The sequence below is a fragment of the Hwanghaeella sp. LZ110 genome, assembly GCF_048892525.1.
Taxonomy (GTDB): domain Bacteria; phylum Pseudomonadota; class Alphaproteobacteria; order UBA8366; family Aestuariispiraceae; genus Pacificispira.
Map to the genome: position 1 here is coordinate 41,310 of NZ_JBLZHT010000010.1, position 14,337 is coordinate 55,646.

Below are 14,337 nucleotides of genomic sequence, written 5' to 3' on the forward strand. Positions count from 1 at the left end.
TCTTACCCAACCACGGCCAAGTGAATGGACAACATCGCGCAATCGCTTGGCAGGGTTAGGAATCGATCCTCCCCCGTTGTCCAGACCGCTGTTTCACCGGCACATAAATCCTGCTGATCCAGCGCCCCGGCCCCAGACAAGCAATACAGGGCGTGCTGACCGTCTGGTCGCGGTAAGACTGTGTCATCGCGCAGAACCCGGACCTCCGCCTTTACCCGCAACGGGTCAAACATGACGTTGAAATCCTGGATCGGGCCTGCCAGCAATTCACTGTCAATTTCCTGATCACCCCGAAAATCGATGGGTTTCTGCGGCAGTGCTTCGATAACCGCCCCGGTGGTTTTGTCCTTCAGGCGCATCCCAACGCCCGACACCACGGTCAGGATGCGATGCCGGTCTGGAAAGCTGGAGAAGGGGCCATCGCTGCTGACATCGGCAATGCTCAATCGCCACAGGAAGCCCTCCTCATCCTCTTTCAGGACGATTTCCCGCGTGATGCCGCCACCGTTTTTCCACGGTATTTCCTTATAATCCTGCGCCTTAAATAGTCTCATGTGCCGGACCCTAGCACAGGGTTCGTCAAGTTTTGTATTGAAAAGCGAAGGCTTGTCTTCAAAGGCATTAGGCCCCACTTGAAAGAGCAAAGGGAAAGAGGTTGTTATGGCAAAAAAACCAGAGACTGATTTGGACGCCCAGATCGTCGACGCGGCAATGGCGCTGTTTTCAGAACGCGGCTATGCGGCCGTTCGATTGCAGGACATCGCAGACCGCGCCGAGATGGATTTGGGCGCATTGCGCCAACGTGTCGCCAATAAGCTGGATATCCTGAAACTGTTCCTGCGCCGCCTGGACGCAGATGTCCTGGGCGAGGATGCCGGTTTCGGACCAGAGGAGACCGTGCGCGACCGTCTGTTCGACCTGTTAATGCGGCGCTTCGATGCGCTGACCCCCTATCGCCCCGCCCTGCGGGCGATACTGCAGGACGTGGGACGAGACCCCGCTGCCCTGCTATGCCTTGCCCCCCATGGCATGACGGCATTGGGCTGGTATCTTGAGGCTGCAGGAACGTCCGCCGACGGACTGCGCGGGGCCATGCGGATTAAAGGCTTGAGTGTGGTCTGGCTGCACTGCCTGCGGATCTGGGAAAAGGATGACAGCGACGACCTGGCAAAGACGATGAAAGCCCTGGACAAAGCGCTGGGCCAGGCGGAGCGCCTTGCGACATGGATGCAATCAAGCCCCCACCGCCGAGCGTCGCCCAATGATGTAGAGGCCGACCCATCACTGGGCGCGCAGCCATGATCCTTTCAGGCGCACACTGGGGGCACCGACTTCCCCAGTGGCGGTAAGCGATAACAGGGCCCCGGTCTCCTTCGGGTTGTTGACTTTCATGGAGGCATTCAGGGTTTCCAGTCCGGGGGACACTCTGGCCTGCCCTTCAGCAAATACCCCATCATTCCCCTGCAATCTTAGATTTGTGCTCAGCCCGTCCGGTGCCAGAACAATCTGTCCGTTCAACAGGCCGGGCTGACCAAAGGCCTGCCGAATATAGCCCCGCAGACGGCCCACATTGCCGATCTGTCCACCCCCACGGGACCGCAGCACAAGGGATGCCGTACCGGTCACATCGATGGTCCCCGACAGGGTCGCAATGGCGGCATCCAGCGCCGCGCCCGTTCCAACCAGATCCCCTGTCAGGATCGCGGACCCATCGGGCACCAGCGGCAACCCTGCCCGCGCCGAAAACAGGCCCAGATCCACCATGCTTTCTTGCAACGCCACTGTCACATCAACCGCATCGGTTGTGCGTGCGGCGGTCACGTCGCCGGTTACCCTCAATCCCGGCATTGCGGCGCTAGCACCTTTGCACATAAAACCACCGCCGCCATCGCCATCGCATCCGGCAGCCAGATCAAACAGGGTCAGATCATACCCCCCTATGCTGCCATTGAAACTGCCATCACTGATCGTCAGCCTGGGGATTAAACCTGGCGTATAGACACCGTTCACCCGCGCGTCACCACCCGTGCCCATGGCCTCAAAGGCATATCCGACGCCCCGTTCTGGAGCCAGGGAAAGGTCCAGTGTCACCGATGTTTGTCCGAAGGAGGCAAAACCGGCCGCACGGCGCGCCGCGACGCCAAAGGCCCCTAAAACGCGATCCAGCGCAGGAATTTCCGCCGCCAGCTGAGCTTGACCCGCCTGCGCCGCATTCAGGGAAATCTGTCCCATAACCTGTGCCCCGGCCAGATCCGCGATCGCCAGGGCTCCTTCAATGCCATCGATATCCTGTTGATTGCTGCGCAGATCCAGCGTGATGGCGGTTGCGGGAACACTGTTGAAGATCACACGGTCCAGATACAGGGTGACGCTTTGCGGGCCACGTCCCAACAGCGCCAAAATCTGAGATATCGCATCGACCCCCGTTCCGGACGCCCCGTAACGATCTAAATTCAGGGCGTCCCCCTGCAAGACTGCTTGCACTGATGGGCCATCCCCGACCCGGGAAACCGATACTGCACCTGCCCAAACGGTATCGTCCAGGCGCCCCTTAATTTCCGTCAATTCAAAGCCACCATTTGAAATCAACATCTTGGCGGTCGCATCGACGGCACTTAACCGATCCGGCGGCAGGGTATCCAAAAGCGGTGTTAGTTCCGGCACCCGCCATGCCAGAACAGGGCGAATATCTCGAGCGACCAGGCCGGCCTCCCCTTCGAACTGCCAGGTGTCTTCTTTTGCCTCGAACGTGCCCAGCACACTAAGATCCGCATCACCCGGCAGCGCGATACTGGCACGATCAACAACCGCAATTCCGCCACCCGATGCAAAAGACACTGTCGCCTGGCGCAGGGTCTGATCCTGAAAGGCTATGGATCTTGCCCGAATAAGGCTGGTGATATCCACACCTGAAAACAGACGAACGCCCTGCATGAAATCAGTGATTAAATGGCTGCCATAGGTACCAACCTGTGCCGGGTCCAGCCCTGTCATATCTACCCGGGACAGATCCAGCTTGATGTCCAGGGCCGGTCGTGACCCGGAAACCAGCGTCACAGTGCCGGCCCCGGTCACTTGACTGCTTTGCACATTCTCCAGGGTGATGCTTAGGACATTATCAGCGCTGGAGTCGATGCGGGTATCCAGTGTTGCGGCTCCTTCCCCCAACAGACGGGTGATCGCATCCGCCTTCAGGGTAGACAAAAAGCCAACTTCTTCCAGCACCAGGGTTGCCTTGCCCGACCACCCACCATTTTCCGTCGGGCGCCCCTGGATTGCCAGATCGCTGGCGCTGGGGCCATGCCCAACCGACAGGCTGACCGCGCCATCCATGCGACCTTCCACCGAAACCCCCAACGGTTCATTAAGAACCCGCGCTTCACCATCAAAGGCATAAAGCCGGTTGGGGGCGGTCTTCGTATCTGCGCCAAGCGTTAAGCGCCCATTCACTGCCTCCAACTGATCGGGCAGCCAATCGGGCCCATCCTGGAACCGCAGGCGCCCCTCCTCAATAACAACAGAGGTTGCGCCATCATACCGCCCGGTCGCGGCAAGACGCAGGGGAAATTCCAGATCGGCCTCGACCAGTTCTAAATCCTCTGGAATCAATCGACCAAACAGCAAGGCGCGGGGATTCAAGCTACCGCGCAACCATCGGATCGCCCCGGTTACAGACTCGCCGGTAATAGCGATATCGGCGGCGGTAATGCGCGGTTGGGGCAGTATCTCAATCTGTAATCCGCCCCGCAAAACGACCGTCACCCCCAATTGTTTCGAAATCAGGGATGCAACATCCGCTTTATAGGGGCTCCAATCAACAAAGCGCGGCCCGGCCCACAGCAGCCCAATGACTGCCACGACAATCGCACCGGCCAACCACAGCCTGATGCGACCCCTGCGCCTGCTTTGACCGCGCTGTGGCGTATCTGCACTCTCCGCCATTTACCAAAGGCCCCCTTTACCCAAACCGCAATACCTTTCGCAGGTCTGCCTAGACGTGGTCAATAGGAAGCGATTAAACTAAGCCTGTGACCAATAGATAAAAAAGGGCATTCAATGGCTGATATCGTTAACTTGAGAACCGCCCGCAAACAAAAAGCCCGTGCTCATAAAGAAGCGACAGCAGATGCAAACCGGGCAAAACATGGCATATCGACAAAGACCCGAGGTCAGGACGCCGCAAAGAAGGCCCGCGAGTCGCATCAGCTGGATGGAAAAAAGCTCGTGGATTGAAGGATTTAACGCTATCGCCTCAGTAAAAGCGTGCTAAGCTGAGACATTATGCACGGAATTTCTGATATCACCGGAATTGCAATTGTAGCCGTTGCCGCCATGCTGTGTGGCATGGCCATGGTGCGCCTGCGCCAACCAGCCATCATCGGTTATATTTTTGCCGGTTTGATCCTGGGGCCAAACGGTCTGTCGCTTGTAGAAAACCGCGAAACCATCGATTTATTGGCCCAATTGGGCGTGATCATGCTGCTGTTCTTCATCGGCATGGAACTCAGCCTGCGCAGCTTTCGCACAATCTGGAAGGTTGCCATCATCTCGGCCCTGGCCCAGATCGGCTTGTCCGTGGGTGCACTATACATCCTGGGTGGGTTGTTTGAATGGCCGGTTGAATGGGCCATATTGTTTGGTTTCTGCCTTGCATTGTCTTCCACCGCCGTTGCGGTAAAGGTTTTGGAAGAAACCGGGGAGTTGCGCAACAATACCGGGCGCCTGACAGTCGGCATCCTGATTGCCCAGGATCTGGCGGTCGCCCCCATGCTGGTTGTGATCTCCAATATGTCCGCTCAGAAGGAAGGCGGTTTGATCCACATGATTGTGGAAGTATCGCTTTCCATCGGGATACTGCTGGCAATCATTCTTTTTCTGACGCGGCGATCCAAGGTGAACCTGCCTTTCCACAAGATTGTCAGCCCCAATTCAGATCTAAAGCCACTGGCGGCGCTGACCTTTTGTTTCGGCTTCGCAACAATTGCCGGGGTCATTGGCCTGTCGCCCGCCTTTGGGGCTTTTCTAGCTGGCCTTATTGTCGGTAACAGTGCGCAGCGACAAGAAGTGCATGAGAATGCAGGACCGATTCAAGCCATCCTGATCATGGTCTTCTTTCTGTCCATCGGCCTGTTGATCGATCTGCCCTTCGTTTGGGATAATATCTGGCTGATCCTGAGCCTGTTGCTGTTTGTGATCATCTTCAAGACAGCCCTGAATGTTCTGATCCTGAGGCTACAGGGGCAAAGCTGGCAGACCGCCTTTTCCGTTTCTCTGGTCATCGGACAATTGGGAGAGTTTTCCTTTGTCATGGCGGCGCTGGCATCCTCCGTTGCTGTAATCAGCGACGAAATCCATAAAATGATCGTCGCGTTGACGGTGATTTCTTTGATTGTCAGCCCCTTCATGTTCGACCTGAACCGTCGAATCAAACATCGTGCCGCCAGCCGCATCTCTAGCCTTAGCGGCCTCTTCCGCTTCGCCTATTTCCGCGAATGGCAGGTCACCAAACAAGCCTCTAAGGCCTGTTATAGCGGGGCGTTCCAAGTTGCGACCTGGACTCAATTGCGGCTGGAAAAACTGCGGCGGGAAGTTGGTAAAAAGTTGGATGCCGGTGATGCGCAAAATCGCATTGGCGGCACCATAGATGGCGCTGCCACCACTGTCATTGCCGATGCAGAAATGGATGAAACCCTGCCTGCGAACAAAAAAACATCACCGCAGGGCGCAGCCAAAGCAAAGGCGTCTCGACCAAGTTCACCAACATCAAAAACGACAAAAACAAAATCCGATAACACGGCCAGCCCTGCAAAGACGGTACAACCTTCTGCACGCACATCATCGGATCCAGATCAGGACGATGCCTGATTTATCCTTTGAACGCGCCCTGATTGACGATATTGGTGTGTCCGGCCCCTGCCCCATTGCAGGCCTGGATGAGGTCGGTCGTGGTCCCTGGGCCGGGCCGGTGATCGCCTGTGCCGTTATCCTGCCGGATCCGATGGCGGATGATGCAGGACTGCCACTGTCAATTGTATCAATGATCGACGATTCCAAGAAACTGACGGCGGCGCGCCGGGACGCGCTGTATGATTTGTTATGCGCGACCGTCCCTTATGGTCTTGGGTCCGCCAGCGCCCCGGAAATCGATACGTTGAACATTCTGCAAGCCAGCCTGCTGGCCATGCGACGTGCCTTATCGGCTTTACCTGTGCCGGTCATGGGTGCGCTTGTCGATGGCAATCGAGACCCCAGGCTGTGCCTGCCGACCCGCCTGATTGTGAAAGGGGACAGTCATTCTCTATCCATCGCGGCGGCATCGATCATCGCAAAAGTCCACCGTGACAGATTAATGGGGAACTTGGCGCGGGACTATCCCGGTTATGGCTGGGATCGGAATATGGGCTACGGCACGAAGGCGCATCAGGACGGGTTGAAAACACTGGGTGTCACACCGCACCATCGCAAATCCTTCGCCCCGATCCGCGCACGATTGGAAAATGATATCAAGATATAGAGTCCTCGACGCGAGGCATGACTCTACATGTAGAAAAATTCAAGTAGAATCAATTACTTGTTGACCGCGAGTCCTTAAAGAATCATGATTCAGGTCCTGGCAAACACATAGGCACATGAAGAATCATGGTAAAACTTCCTCAGAATCAAATTCTGAAAGGGGACTGTATTGAACACATGCGGTCACTTCCAGAAAACTCCGTAGATATGATCTTTGCGGACCCGCCTTATAACTTACAATTGGCCGGTTCTCTTTACAGACCCAACCATTCCAAAGTGGATGCGGTGGACGATGACTGGGATCAATTTGATAATTTCGATGCATATGATCGTTTTACACGCGACTGGCTGGCAGCGGCGCGTCGTATTCTTAAGCCCACGGGCACGATCTGGGTCATCGGCAGCTATCACAACATTTTCCGCGTCGGCACGGCTTTACAGAATATCGGCTTCTGGATGCTGAACGACGTGATCTGGGTGAAAACCAACCCGATGCCAAATTTCAAGGGCCGCCGTTTCACCAATGCCCATGAAACCATGATCTGGTGTTCGAAAGATAAGGATGCCCGCTATACCTTCAATTACGAGGCCATGAAGGCCCTGAATGAAGACCTTCAGATGCGCAGCGACTGGACCATGCCGATCTGTACCGGTGGTGAGCGCCTGAAGGACGAAACAGGGTCAAAAGCGCATCCGACGCAAAAACCAGAAGCCCTGCTTCACCGCGTCATTCTGGCATCGACCCAGCCGGGTCAGGTTGTGCTGGATCCTTTCTTCGGCACCGGGACGACCGGGGCTGTGGCAAAGCGCCTGGGTCGCCGCTGGATCGGGATTGAGCGGGAAGACAAGTACATCAAGGTCGCAACCGCGCGTATCGCCGCTGAACCGGAAGCATCCGACAGCGAGGCCATCGCCCATACGACGCCCAAGCGCAAAGAACCGCGCATACCATTTGGCCTATTAGTCGAACGCGGCCTTTTGAGCCCCGGTACGGTGCTGGTGAGCCCCTGTAACCGTCACACGGCAAAAGTACGCGCCGATGGCACGATTATCTCTGCCGACCATCGCGGCTCCATCCATCAGGTGGGTGCCCTGGTTCAAGGGGCACCGTCCTGTAATGGTTGGACCTATTGGCAGGTCAAATCCGACCTGAAAAAGGCCGCCGTTCCGATTGACGCCTTCCGTCAGCGTATTCGCGCAGAGCTGCACTGATCGCCGATACCCGCATGGTCTTGGGCACCCGATGCGATCCGCCTCGGTGTGATCTAAGACCATGCGCGCCTGCGTATACCCTGACAGTATGATGCAATTGGGATACGACACATGGCTGTTCGGCGGTTGGTATACTTTTCAAGGTCCATGACTGGACCATCCGAAAAAGACATCGCCACAATTCTGGACGTCAGCCGGCGCAACAATCGGCGAGATGGTGTGACTGGCCTGCTCTTGCACTTGCAAGGCGTATTTGCTCAAGTGTTGGAAGGGACGCCGGGGAAAGTCGACGCGGCCTTGCGACGCATCACGGCAGATCCCCGTCATACCCATTTAACGATCCTGACAGATGAAACCGTTGAGTATCCGGTTTTTACAGACTGGTCGATGGCGTATATCGATACCAATGTATCGGAACTGCTGTCCATTGCGGGTCTAAAAGGCGTAGAGGACGCGATGGAGGCCTTTGCAAACTGCAGCCCAAATGCAACGCCTGCGGTTCTGGATCAAACGCTCAACGGCCTTTCTCTTCAACTGCACAACACGCCCCCAAGTCAGCCTTAAAAGTCAGGGGGGGTCTTGCCCAACTCTTCATACAGCCAATTGCGAAACGTCGCGATCTTAGGATCGGCTATGGCGCCTTTGCGCATCAACAGGCGATAGCGCATCAATGATTGTTGTGGCATCCCAAAGGGGGCAACCAGAATACCCGCGTTTAGCTCATCTTCGATCAGAACCGACCGCCCAATCATTATGCCCCGGCCCGCGATACAGCTTTGCACAATCATGTGACTGTCGCTAAAGCGCGGGCCACGGGTTGCATCAATCCCCGTCACCTTTTGCTTATCCAAAAAACCTGTCCATTCTACGGAATGCCCTGGCAGTGCATGGGCATCATGCAACAAGACATGATGCGCAAGATCCGCATATGATTTCAGAGGGTATTTGGGATGATTCAATACTTCCGGGCTGCACACGACCCCCAGATTGTCCTCACCCAATTCTTCAACATGAAGGTTGGGGTAGTCGCCCTTGCCATACCGAATGGCGATATCAACATCCTCTGTTTCCAAATCAACAGTTCTATCAAATGTCGCCAACAAGACATCGATACCGGGATTGGCCGCATAAAAGCGATGCAGACGCGGTCCCAACCATTGCGCCCCAAAGGAGGACAGGCAGGTTACCGTTAATGTGCGGTTTGTCTGACCAGAGGTGATCGCCCGGGATGCCTGATCAATGATATCCAGTGCCTGCGTTATATGAGGCAGGTAACCCCGCGCAATATCGGTCTGCATCAAACCCTGGGGCAGGCGCCGAAACAAGGGCTGGCCCAGCCAGGCTTCTAATTGTTTAACCTGCTGACTGATCGCAGAGGGCGTCACCGCCAATTCATCTGCTGCCGCGACGAAGCTGTCATGCCGGGCCGAGGCCTCAAAGGCGCGAACCGCTTTCAGGGGGGGAAGTCGCCGCATCGCGCACCTCTTCAATAAGTTTTTCTAAGCCTAAGGGTTCAATCTTCGCGTTTGCGGGCACACAGAGCAACTCCTATTTTGTTCTTCAAGAGAGCACGAAATAGAGATTTACAAACGGAGTGAAGATCATGAGCGATGCTTTATATCACACCACCTATACCGGCTATGCCCATCAACTGACGCGGGATGGTCTGACCCTGGGCGGCCTGATCAAATTGTGGCATTTCCGCTGGAAAAGCCGCCGTCAGCTGGAAACCATGACCGATGAGCAATTGGCAGATATTGGCCTCAGCCATAAGGAAATGCTGGTGGAAGCGGTCAAACCATTCTGGGTGAAATGAGGCACAGGCGGCCCCCTATCCGCCGTGAACTCACATCAGCCAGACAGGCCGGGATTAACGTCCCGGCCTTTTATTTGTTCCGTCACAGACTTAGAATTTTTCCAGGGTTCATGATGTTATCCGGATCCAGCGCTTTCTTCATCTGGCGCATCACCGCCACCGCTTCCCCATGTTCCGCGGTCAGGAAATGCATTTTTCCATAGCCGATGCCATGTTCCCCGGTACAGGTGCCGCCATAAGAGATCGCCCGGTGGTTCATCCGTTCCACCAGCGCCTTGGCCCGTCCCAATTCTTCCTGATCATCCGGATCGAACATCAGGCACAGGTGATAATTGCCATCGCCAACATGCCCGACAATCGGCGCATACAGCCCGGAATCCTGAATATCCCGTTTAGTGTCCAGAATACAGTCCGCCAGTTTTGAGATCGGCACACAGGCATCCGTCGCCATGCCCTTTTTGCCGGGCACGGCGGCACAGGCGGCATAAAACGCATTGTGCCGCGCCTCCCACAGGGTTGTGCGTTCTTCCTGGGTCGCGGCATATTGAAAGGCGCTGCCGCCATGTTCTGCGGATATTTCCTGAACCTGCTGTGCCTGTTCATGGGTGCTGGCCTCTGTTCCATGAAATTCAAAGAACAAGGTTACCTTCGCCTCGAAATTTTCCAGTTTGGAATAGCGGATACAGGCATCCATCTGAACCTCGTCCAGCAATTCAATCCGCGCGACGGGAATGCCCAACTGGATGGTCAAAATCACCGTATTGACCGCGCTTTCCAGATCCGGAAATTGACACACAGCCGAACGGATGGATTCTGGAATGCCATACAGGCGTAACTGCACCTCCGTGATGACGCCCAGGGTTCCCTCTGCCCCTACGAACAGACGGGTTAAGTCATATCCAGCCGCAGATTTACGCGCCCGTCCCCCGGTCTTGATGATCCGGCCATCGGCGGTCACCACCGTCAGGCCCATCACGTTTTCCCGCATCGTGCCATAGCGCACCGCATTGGTGCCCGACGCACGGGTGGACGCCATACCGCCCAAAGACGCATTGGCGCCGGGATCGATGGGGAAGAACAGTCCGGTATCGCGCAGGTCTTCATTCAACTGCTTGCGCGTCACACCGGCCTGCACGCGGCAATCCAGATCTTCCGCATTCACTTCCAGCAATTTATTCATACCAGACAGGTCCAGGCTGACGCCGCCTTTCAGGGCCGCGACATGGCCTTCCAAGGAGGTGCCAGTACCGAATGGGACCACAGGCACTTTATGCTCCGCACAGATTCGAACCACCTCTGCCACGTCTTCTGTGGTTTCGGCAAAGACAACCAGATCCGGCGGTGCGGACGGATACCAGCCCTCCCCCCGGCCATGCTGGTCACAAATCGCCTGACCGCTGGTGGCGCGCTCTCCAAAGCGCTGTCGCAGAATATCCAATGCGGGATTGTCGCTAAACCCGCTGCCGATCCGTTCCATTGCGGTTGCCATATCCATCCCCTTAGAAAAATTTTTGAGCATCGTGTTCTTGCACGACAGGGGGCAGCTATACCATGTAACAGGCAGGCCGACAAAACCGAAACAAGCGGTAACTTGAGACCCTGCGACACATCAACCGTTGTCACATATCAAATTCACGATAAGGTGCTAATCTTTCGTGACGCGCGACCTCGTGCTTTCAAAAACCCTGGTAAACCGCACAAGACTTTATGGCAGAGATCGAGCCCACAAACCACACTTCCCCGCCCGGCCCAGAGCCAAAACCACGCCGCGTGAAGGGGCTGGCGCGCCTGTTACGCTATCGCTTGATCATCCCTATTGCCAGGGGCCGCCATAATGGCCTCGTCACAGCGCGCGGGACCGCCATTGGCCTGTTCTTTGGCCTGACCCCTACGGTTGGCATTCAGATGCCCATGATCCTGATTTTCTGGGCCTTGGCAAAATGGCTGAAGCCGAAATGGAAGTTCAATCTTCTGGTCGCCCTGGCCTGGACCTGGCCGACCAACGTGCTGACCGCACCAGCCTATTACTATCTGTGCCTGATGACAGGGCGACTGCTAATGGGCGACACGACATCACTGGGCTTTGATGCGTTCCGCGCCCATATCGAAGGCGTTTTGGCCCAGGATTCCAGTTTCCTGGATTCACTATGGGTTTATACGGTGGAGATCTTCCGTACCTGGGGTGTGCCGCTGTTTCTGGGATGCATACCCTGGACCATCGCTGGAACCTGGGCGGGCTTTGTCCTGACGATGAAGTTCACGAAAAAGCTGCGCGCCCAGCAACGCCGCCAGACCCTGAAACGGCGACAGCGTCTGGCCCGCAAACGCGCGGCCCAAGAGCGCGCCCGCGCGGCCCAGCTTTAAACATGCGCGCCCGCGCGGCCCAGCTTTAAACATGCGCACTAAGGCAGCCCCGTGACTATCATAAATTAATTCTTGACATGTTCTCTTTAATGGATAATATATATCTCGGGATGGGGCCACAATTGCGTCCAAATTCGGACGGGCTCCCTTTCCATTAAAACTCAAGCAACTCAATCCAACTGAGACTCTGGTCACGCCACGATACGGTGGGGATATCCTCCCCGCCTGTCGATGGCTGTCCGGGGTCTTTTTACTTTTAAGGAGACCCATCATGGGAACCAGCAGCACCACAGCCACCGATCTGTTACCAAAAGGCACGCCGACATCCGCCACGCCCTCTGGGGCGAACCTGCCCTCTGGGCCATCTAACTTGCCCCCTGGGCTTTCCTATGGGCCATCTAGTCTGGGTGATGCGGGCACTGGCCCAGCATCAACGCCCCCGCCCACTCCGACGCCCATGCCGTCCTATACGCCTCCGGATGCGGCAATCCAGCATTTGCCTTTCCTCGATCCTCCCAGCCCTTCCTCTAATGAACTGCCCTCAACCGGCACCGGCAAGGGGTCAGAGGTTCATAATCTCTGGCAGCCCCATAAAAATGAACCTGTATCGTTTACCAGCACCCAACCGGACAGCCCCAGCGCCGCACAGACCAGCCGCGACCAAATCCAGGCCTGGAAATCCCGCGTTGAGGCTCAGACTCAGCAACAGGCAAAGGCCGCTGCGCCCGCACCGACGCCAAAACCAATGTCCGTGACACCGAAACGCCCGTCACCGCTGTCTGCAGAGGCGCGCGCCTCCAATGGACGCTTGGCGGAGGCGATGGCGCGGGCATCGGATCCGACACAAATCCTGCCAATCCTGAAAGATGCACAGGATATCGACCCGGTCCAGTTCAAGGCGGAATTCCAGGATATCTCAGATCAACTGTGGCAGAACCTGCCAGCCCACCGCCGGGAAGCGGCGCATCAAGACTTCATGACCCAGGCAAAGAAAGCCCTGGGCTGGGATCATCGCCCATCTCAGGATACACGCCCGTCTCAGGCGACGCCGAACCCGCATCCAGAGGCCCCGCGCGAGCCCGCGCAGCCTGACAGCCAGCCCACACCAGCGGCAACTCAACCGCCCACGATGCAGCCCCCGGAGCGGACAGCATCCCCGCATCCAGACGCCCCCTCTCAGGCACCGGCACCCAACCCAGAGTCTAACGCGACATCAGACTCCCCCGCAAAATCCTATGAGGTGCAACGCAACCCACATACCGGCGACGCCTATCTGTATGATGCCAAAACCCGAGACCTCGTCCGAACCGCCGACGGCACCCCCGCCACAATCGGGGATGTGAATGCTATCATCACACCTGAAACAATCTCAGATTTCAGGCAGCGGGATGTTCTGCTTTCGGAAGTAAAAAAGCACTTAACTGGTCATAGCAATATTATGAATACAGAAGAATTGAGAATGCGGATCAAAGAAGCATTTCCATATGCAGCTGGTTTGCAGAAAATACTCATTCGATCCTTAACCTCCTCAAATAATAGTGGTGGGCTTGAAATACCAAAGCAAATCGAAGATGTAGCATCCACGATACAAGATCCTTCATTTCATGCGCGCTATTCAGAATTTGAAACTGCTGCTCGCAAACTAGATCAAGATTATCCGGGAGGTTTTAGAAAATATAATAATGAAAGGGGAGTACTAGCCGAGAAGGCAAACAAAACTCTTTCTAGGGTAATTTCAGAGGCTCAAACTCTCACAGAACTCCACGCAGCAAGGAAAACCTCACTTCAAAACCCATCAATTAGTGCTGGTGCAGTTGATGAAGAAATTGCTGTGAGTGAGGAAATTCTTGAGATTCTTAGTCAAAATCTGGATGCCGAAAATAAAGCGCTACTGCTTTACCCAAAACTTCCTAACGCAGAATTAGATGAGGTCCTTGGGTTTGGGATAGCCCGTGCAGAAACAGCGCAACAACGTCATTTGGACAATAAGACAAATCTTGCACTCTCCATACTGGGTGTTGTTCCTCCTTTGAGAGCGGCATCAACTCTTAACACCATAGAGAGCAACGTTGCGCCCACGATGCTAGATCGTGCCAAAGCTCTTGTGGGATTTGTGAGTGGTCCAGGTGCCGAGGCGGCCTCTGTTGTGAAAGGCCTCGATACAGCCGAAAAAAACGTCATGCAATCCATGATAAGGAAACACGGCCTGTCGACCAAAGACGTGATTGGGATACAAAATTACATGAAAAAAAATCCCACATTCGTAGACGAACTCGCGACAAAAACACGAAACGCCCAAAACGCCGTTCTTGCAGGAGCGATAGCTGGTTATGCCTCTGGCAAAGCGGCTGGTAAACTTGCCCCTGGGACAGAACCCATTTTCATACCAATTGGAGAAAAAATCGGCAGAAAGCTGATTAGCAATGAGTGAC

The 14,337-nt window shown here is 55.6% G+C and carries 13 protein-coding genes; 9 read left to right on the top strand and 4 right to left on the bottom strand.

Annotated features, from left to right (window positions below; all coding sequences use genetic code 11):
- Window positions 1-2 precede the first annotated feature (2 nt).
- Window positions 3-554 carry a HutD family protein gene (locus ACOSDM_RS17480; RefSeq protein WP_420725848.1) on the bottom strand — a complete coding sequence of 184 codons (552 nt, stop codon included), beginning with the start codon at window positions 552-554 and terminating at the stop codon, window positions 3-5.
- A 106-nt stretch (window positions 555-660) separates the two neighbouring features.
- On the opposite strand from ACOSDM_RS17480, the gene ACOSDM_RS17485 reads away from it, so the two are divergent.
- Window positions 661-1,302: a TetR family transcriptional regulator gene (locus tag ACOSDM_RS17485; protein ID WP_420725849.1), complete on the top strand. Its 642-nt coding sequence runs from the start codon at window positions 661-663 to the stop codon at window positions 1,300-1,302.
- Here the strand turns inward: ACOSDM_RS17485 and ACOSDM_RS17490 are convergent.
- Window positions 1,282-3,942, bottom strand: a complete 2,661-nt coding sequence (locus ACOSDM_RS17490) for an AsmA family protein (RefSeq protein ID WP_420725850.1) — start codon at window positions 3,940-3,942, stop codon at window positions 1,282-1,284. The genes ACOSDM_RS17485 and ACOSDM_RS17490 overlap by 21 nt on opposite strands.
- Before the next feature lie 114 nt (window positions 3,943-4,056).
- Here ACOSDM_RS17490 and ACOSDM_RS17495 point away from each other — a divergent pair, with 114 nt between their 5' ends.
- The 5 genes from ACOSDM_RS17495 (at window position 4,057) to ACOSDM_RS17515 (ending at window position 8,289) form a co-directional block, all read left to right on the top strand.
- Complete coding sequence (locus ACOSDM_RS17495; RefSeq protein WP_420725851.1) at window positions 4,057-4,233, top strand: DUF4169 family protein; 177 nt, start codon at window positions 4,057-4,059, stop codon at window positions 4,231-4,233.
- A 48-nt stretch (window positions 4,234-4,281) separates the two neighbouring features.
- Window positions 4,282-5,865 (top strand): cation:proton antiporter, encoded by a 1,584-nt coding sequence (locus tag ACOSDM_RS17500; protein WP_420725852.1) that lies wholly within the window; start codon window positions 4,282-4,284, stop codon window positions 5,863-5,865.
- Window positions 5,858-6,514, top strand: a complete 657-nt coding sequence (locus ACOSDM_RS17505; protein ID WP_420725853.1) for a ribonuclease HII — start codon at window positions 5,858-5,860, stop codon at window positions 6,512-6,514. The genes ACOSDM_RS17500 and ACOSDM_RS17505 overlap by 8 nt, the downstream gene beginning before the upstream one ends.
- Window positions 6,515-6,690: 176 nt before the next feature.
- A complete protein-coding gene (locus ACOSDM_RS17510; RefSeq protein ID WP_420725854.1) occupies window positions 6,691-7,725 on the top strand; it encodes a site-specific DNA-methyltransferase in 1,035 nt (344 codons plus the stop codon).
- 111 nt (window positions 7,726-7,836) lie between these two features.
- Window positions 7,837-8,289, top strand: coding sequence for a BLUF domain-containing protein (locus ACOSDM_RS17515; RefSeq protein WP_420725855.1), 453 nt, complete (start codon window positions 7,837-7,839; stop codon window positions 8,287-8,289).
- Here the strand turns inward: ACOSDM_RS17515 and gcvA are convergent.
- On the bottom strand, window positions 8,286-9,200 hold the full coding sequence (gene gcvA / locus ACOSDM_RS17520) for a transcriptional regulator GcvA (RefSeq protein ID WP_420725856.1): 915 nt from the start codon (window positions 9,198-9,200) through the stop codon (window positions 8,286-8,288). The genes ACOSDM_RS17515 and gcvA overlap by 4 nt on opposite strands.
- 128 nt (window positions 9,201-9,328) lie before the next feature.
- On the opposite strand from gcvA, the gene ACOSDM_RS17525 reads away from it, so the two are divergent.
- The gene (locus ACOSDM_RS17525) at window positions 9,329-9,541 is read left to right on the top strand and encodes a DUF1127 domain-containing protein (RefSeq protein ID WP_420725857.1); all 213 of its coding nucleotides are present in this window, start codon (window positions 9,329-9,331) and stop codon (window positions 9,539-9,541) included.
- 82 nt (window positions 9,542-9,623) lie between these two features.
- On the opposite strand, the gene ACOSDM_RS17530 is transcribed toward ACOSDM_RS17525, so the two are convergent.
- On the bottom strand, window positions 9,624-11,030 hold the full coding sequence (locus ACOSDM_RS17530; RefSeq protein ID WP_420725858.1) for an FAD-binding oxidoreductase: 1,407 nt from the start codon (window positions 11,028-11,030) through the stop codon (window positions 9,624-9,626).
- 218 nt (window positions 11,031-11,248) lie between these two features.
- Between ACOSDM_RS17530 and ACOSDM_RS17535 the strand changes: the two genes are divergently transcribed.
- Window positions 11,249-11,905 carry a DUF2062 domain-containing protein gene (locus ACOSDM_RS17535; RefSeq protein ID WP_420725859.1) on the top strand — a complete coding sequence of 219 codons (657 nt, stop codon included), beginning with the start codon at window positions 11,249-11,251 and terminating at the stop codon, window positions 11,903-11,905.
- A 271-nt stretch (window positions 11,906-12,176) separates the two neighbouring features.
- Window positions 12,177-14,336, top strand: a complete 2,160-nt coding sequence (locus tag ACOSDM_RS17540; protein WP_420725860.1) for a hypothetical protein — start codon at window positions 12,177-12,179, stop codon at window positions 14,334-14,336.
- Window position 14,337: the final 1 nt, after the last annotated feature.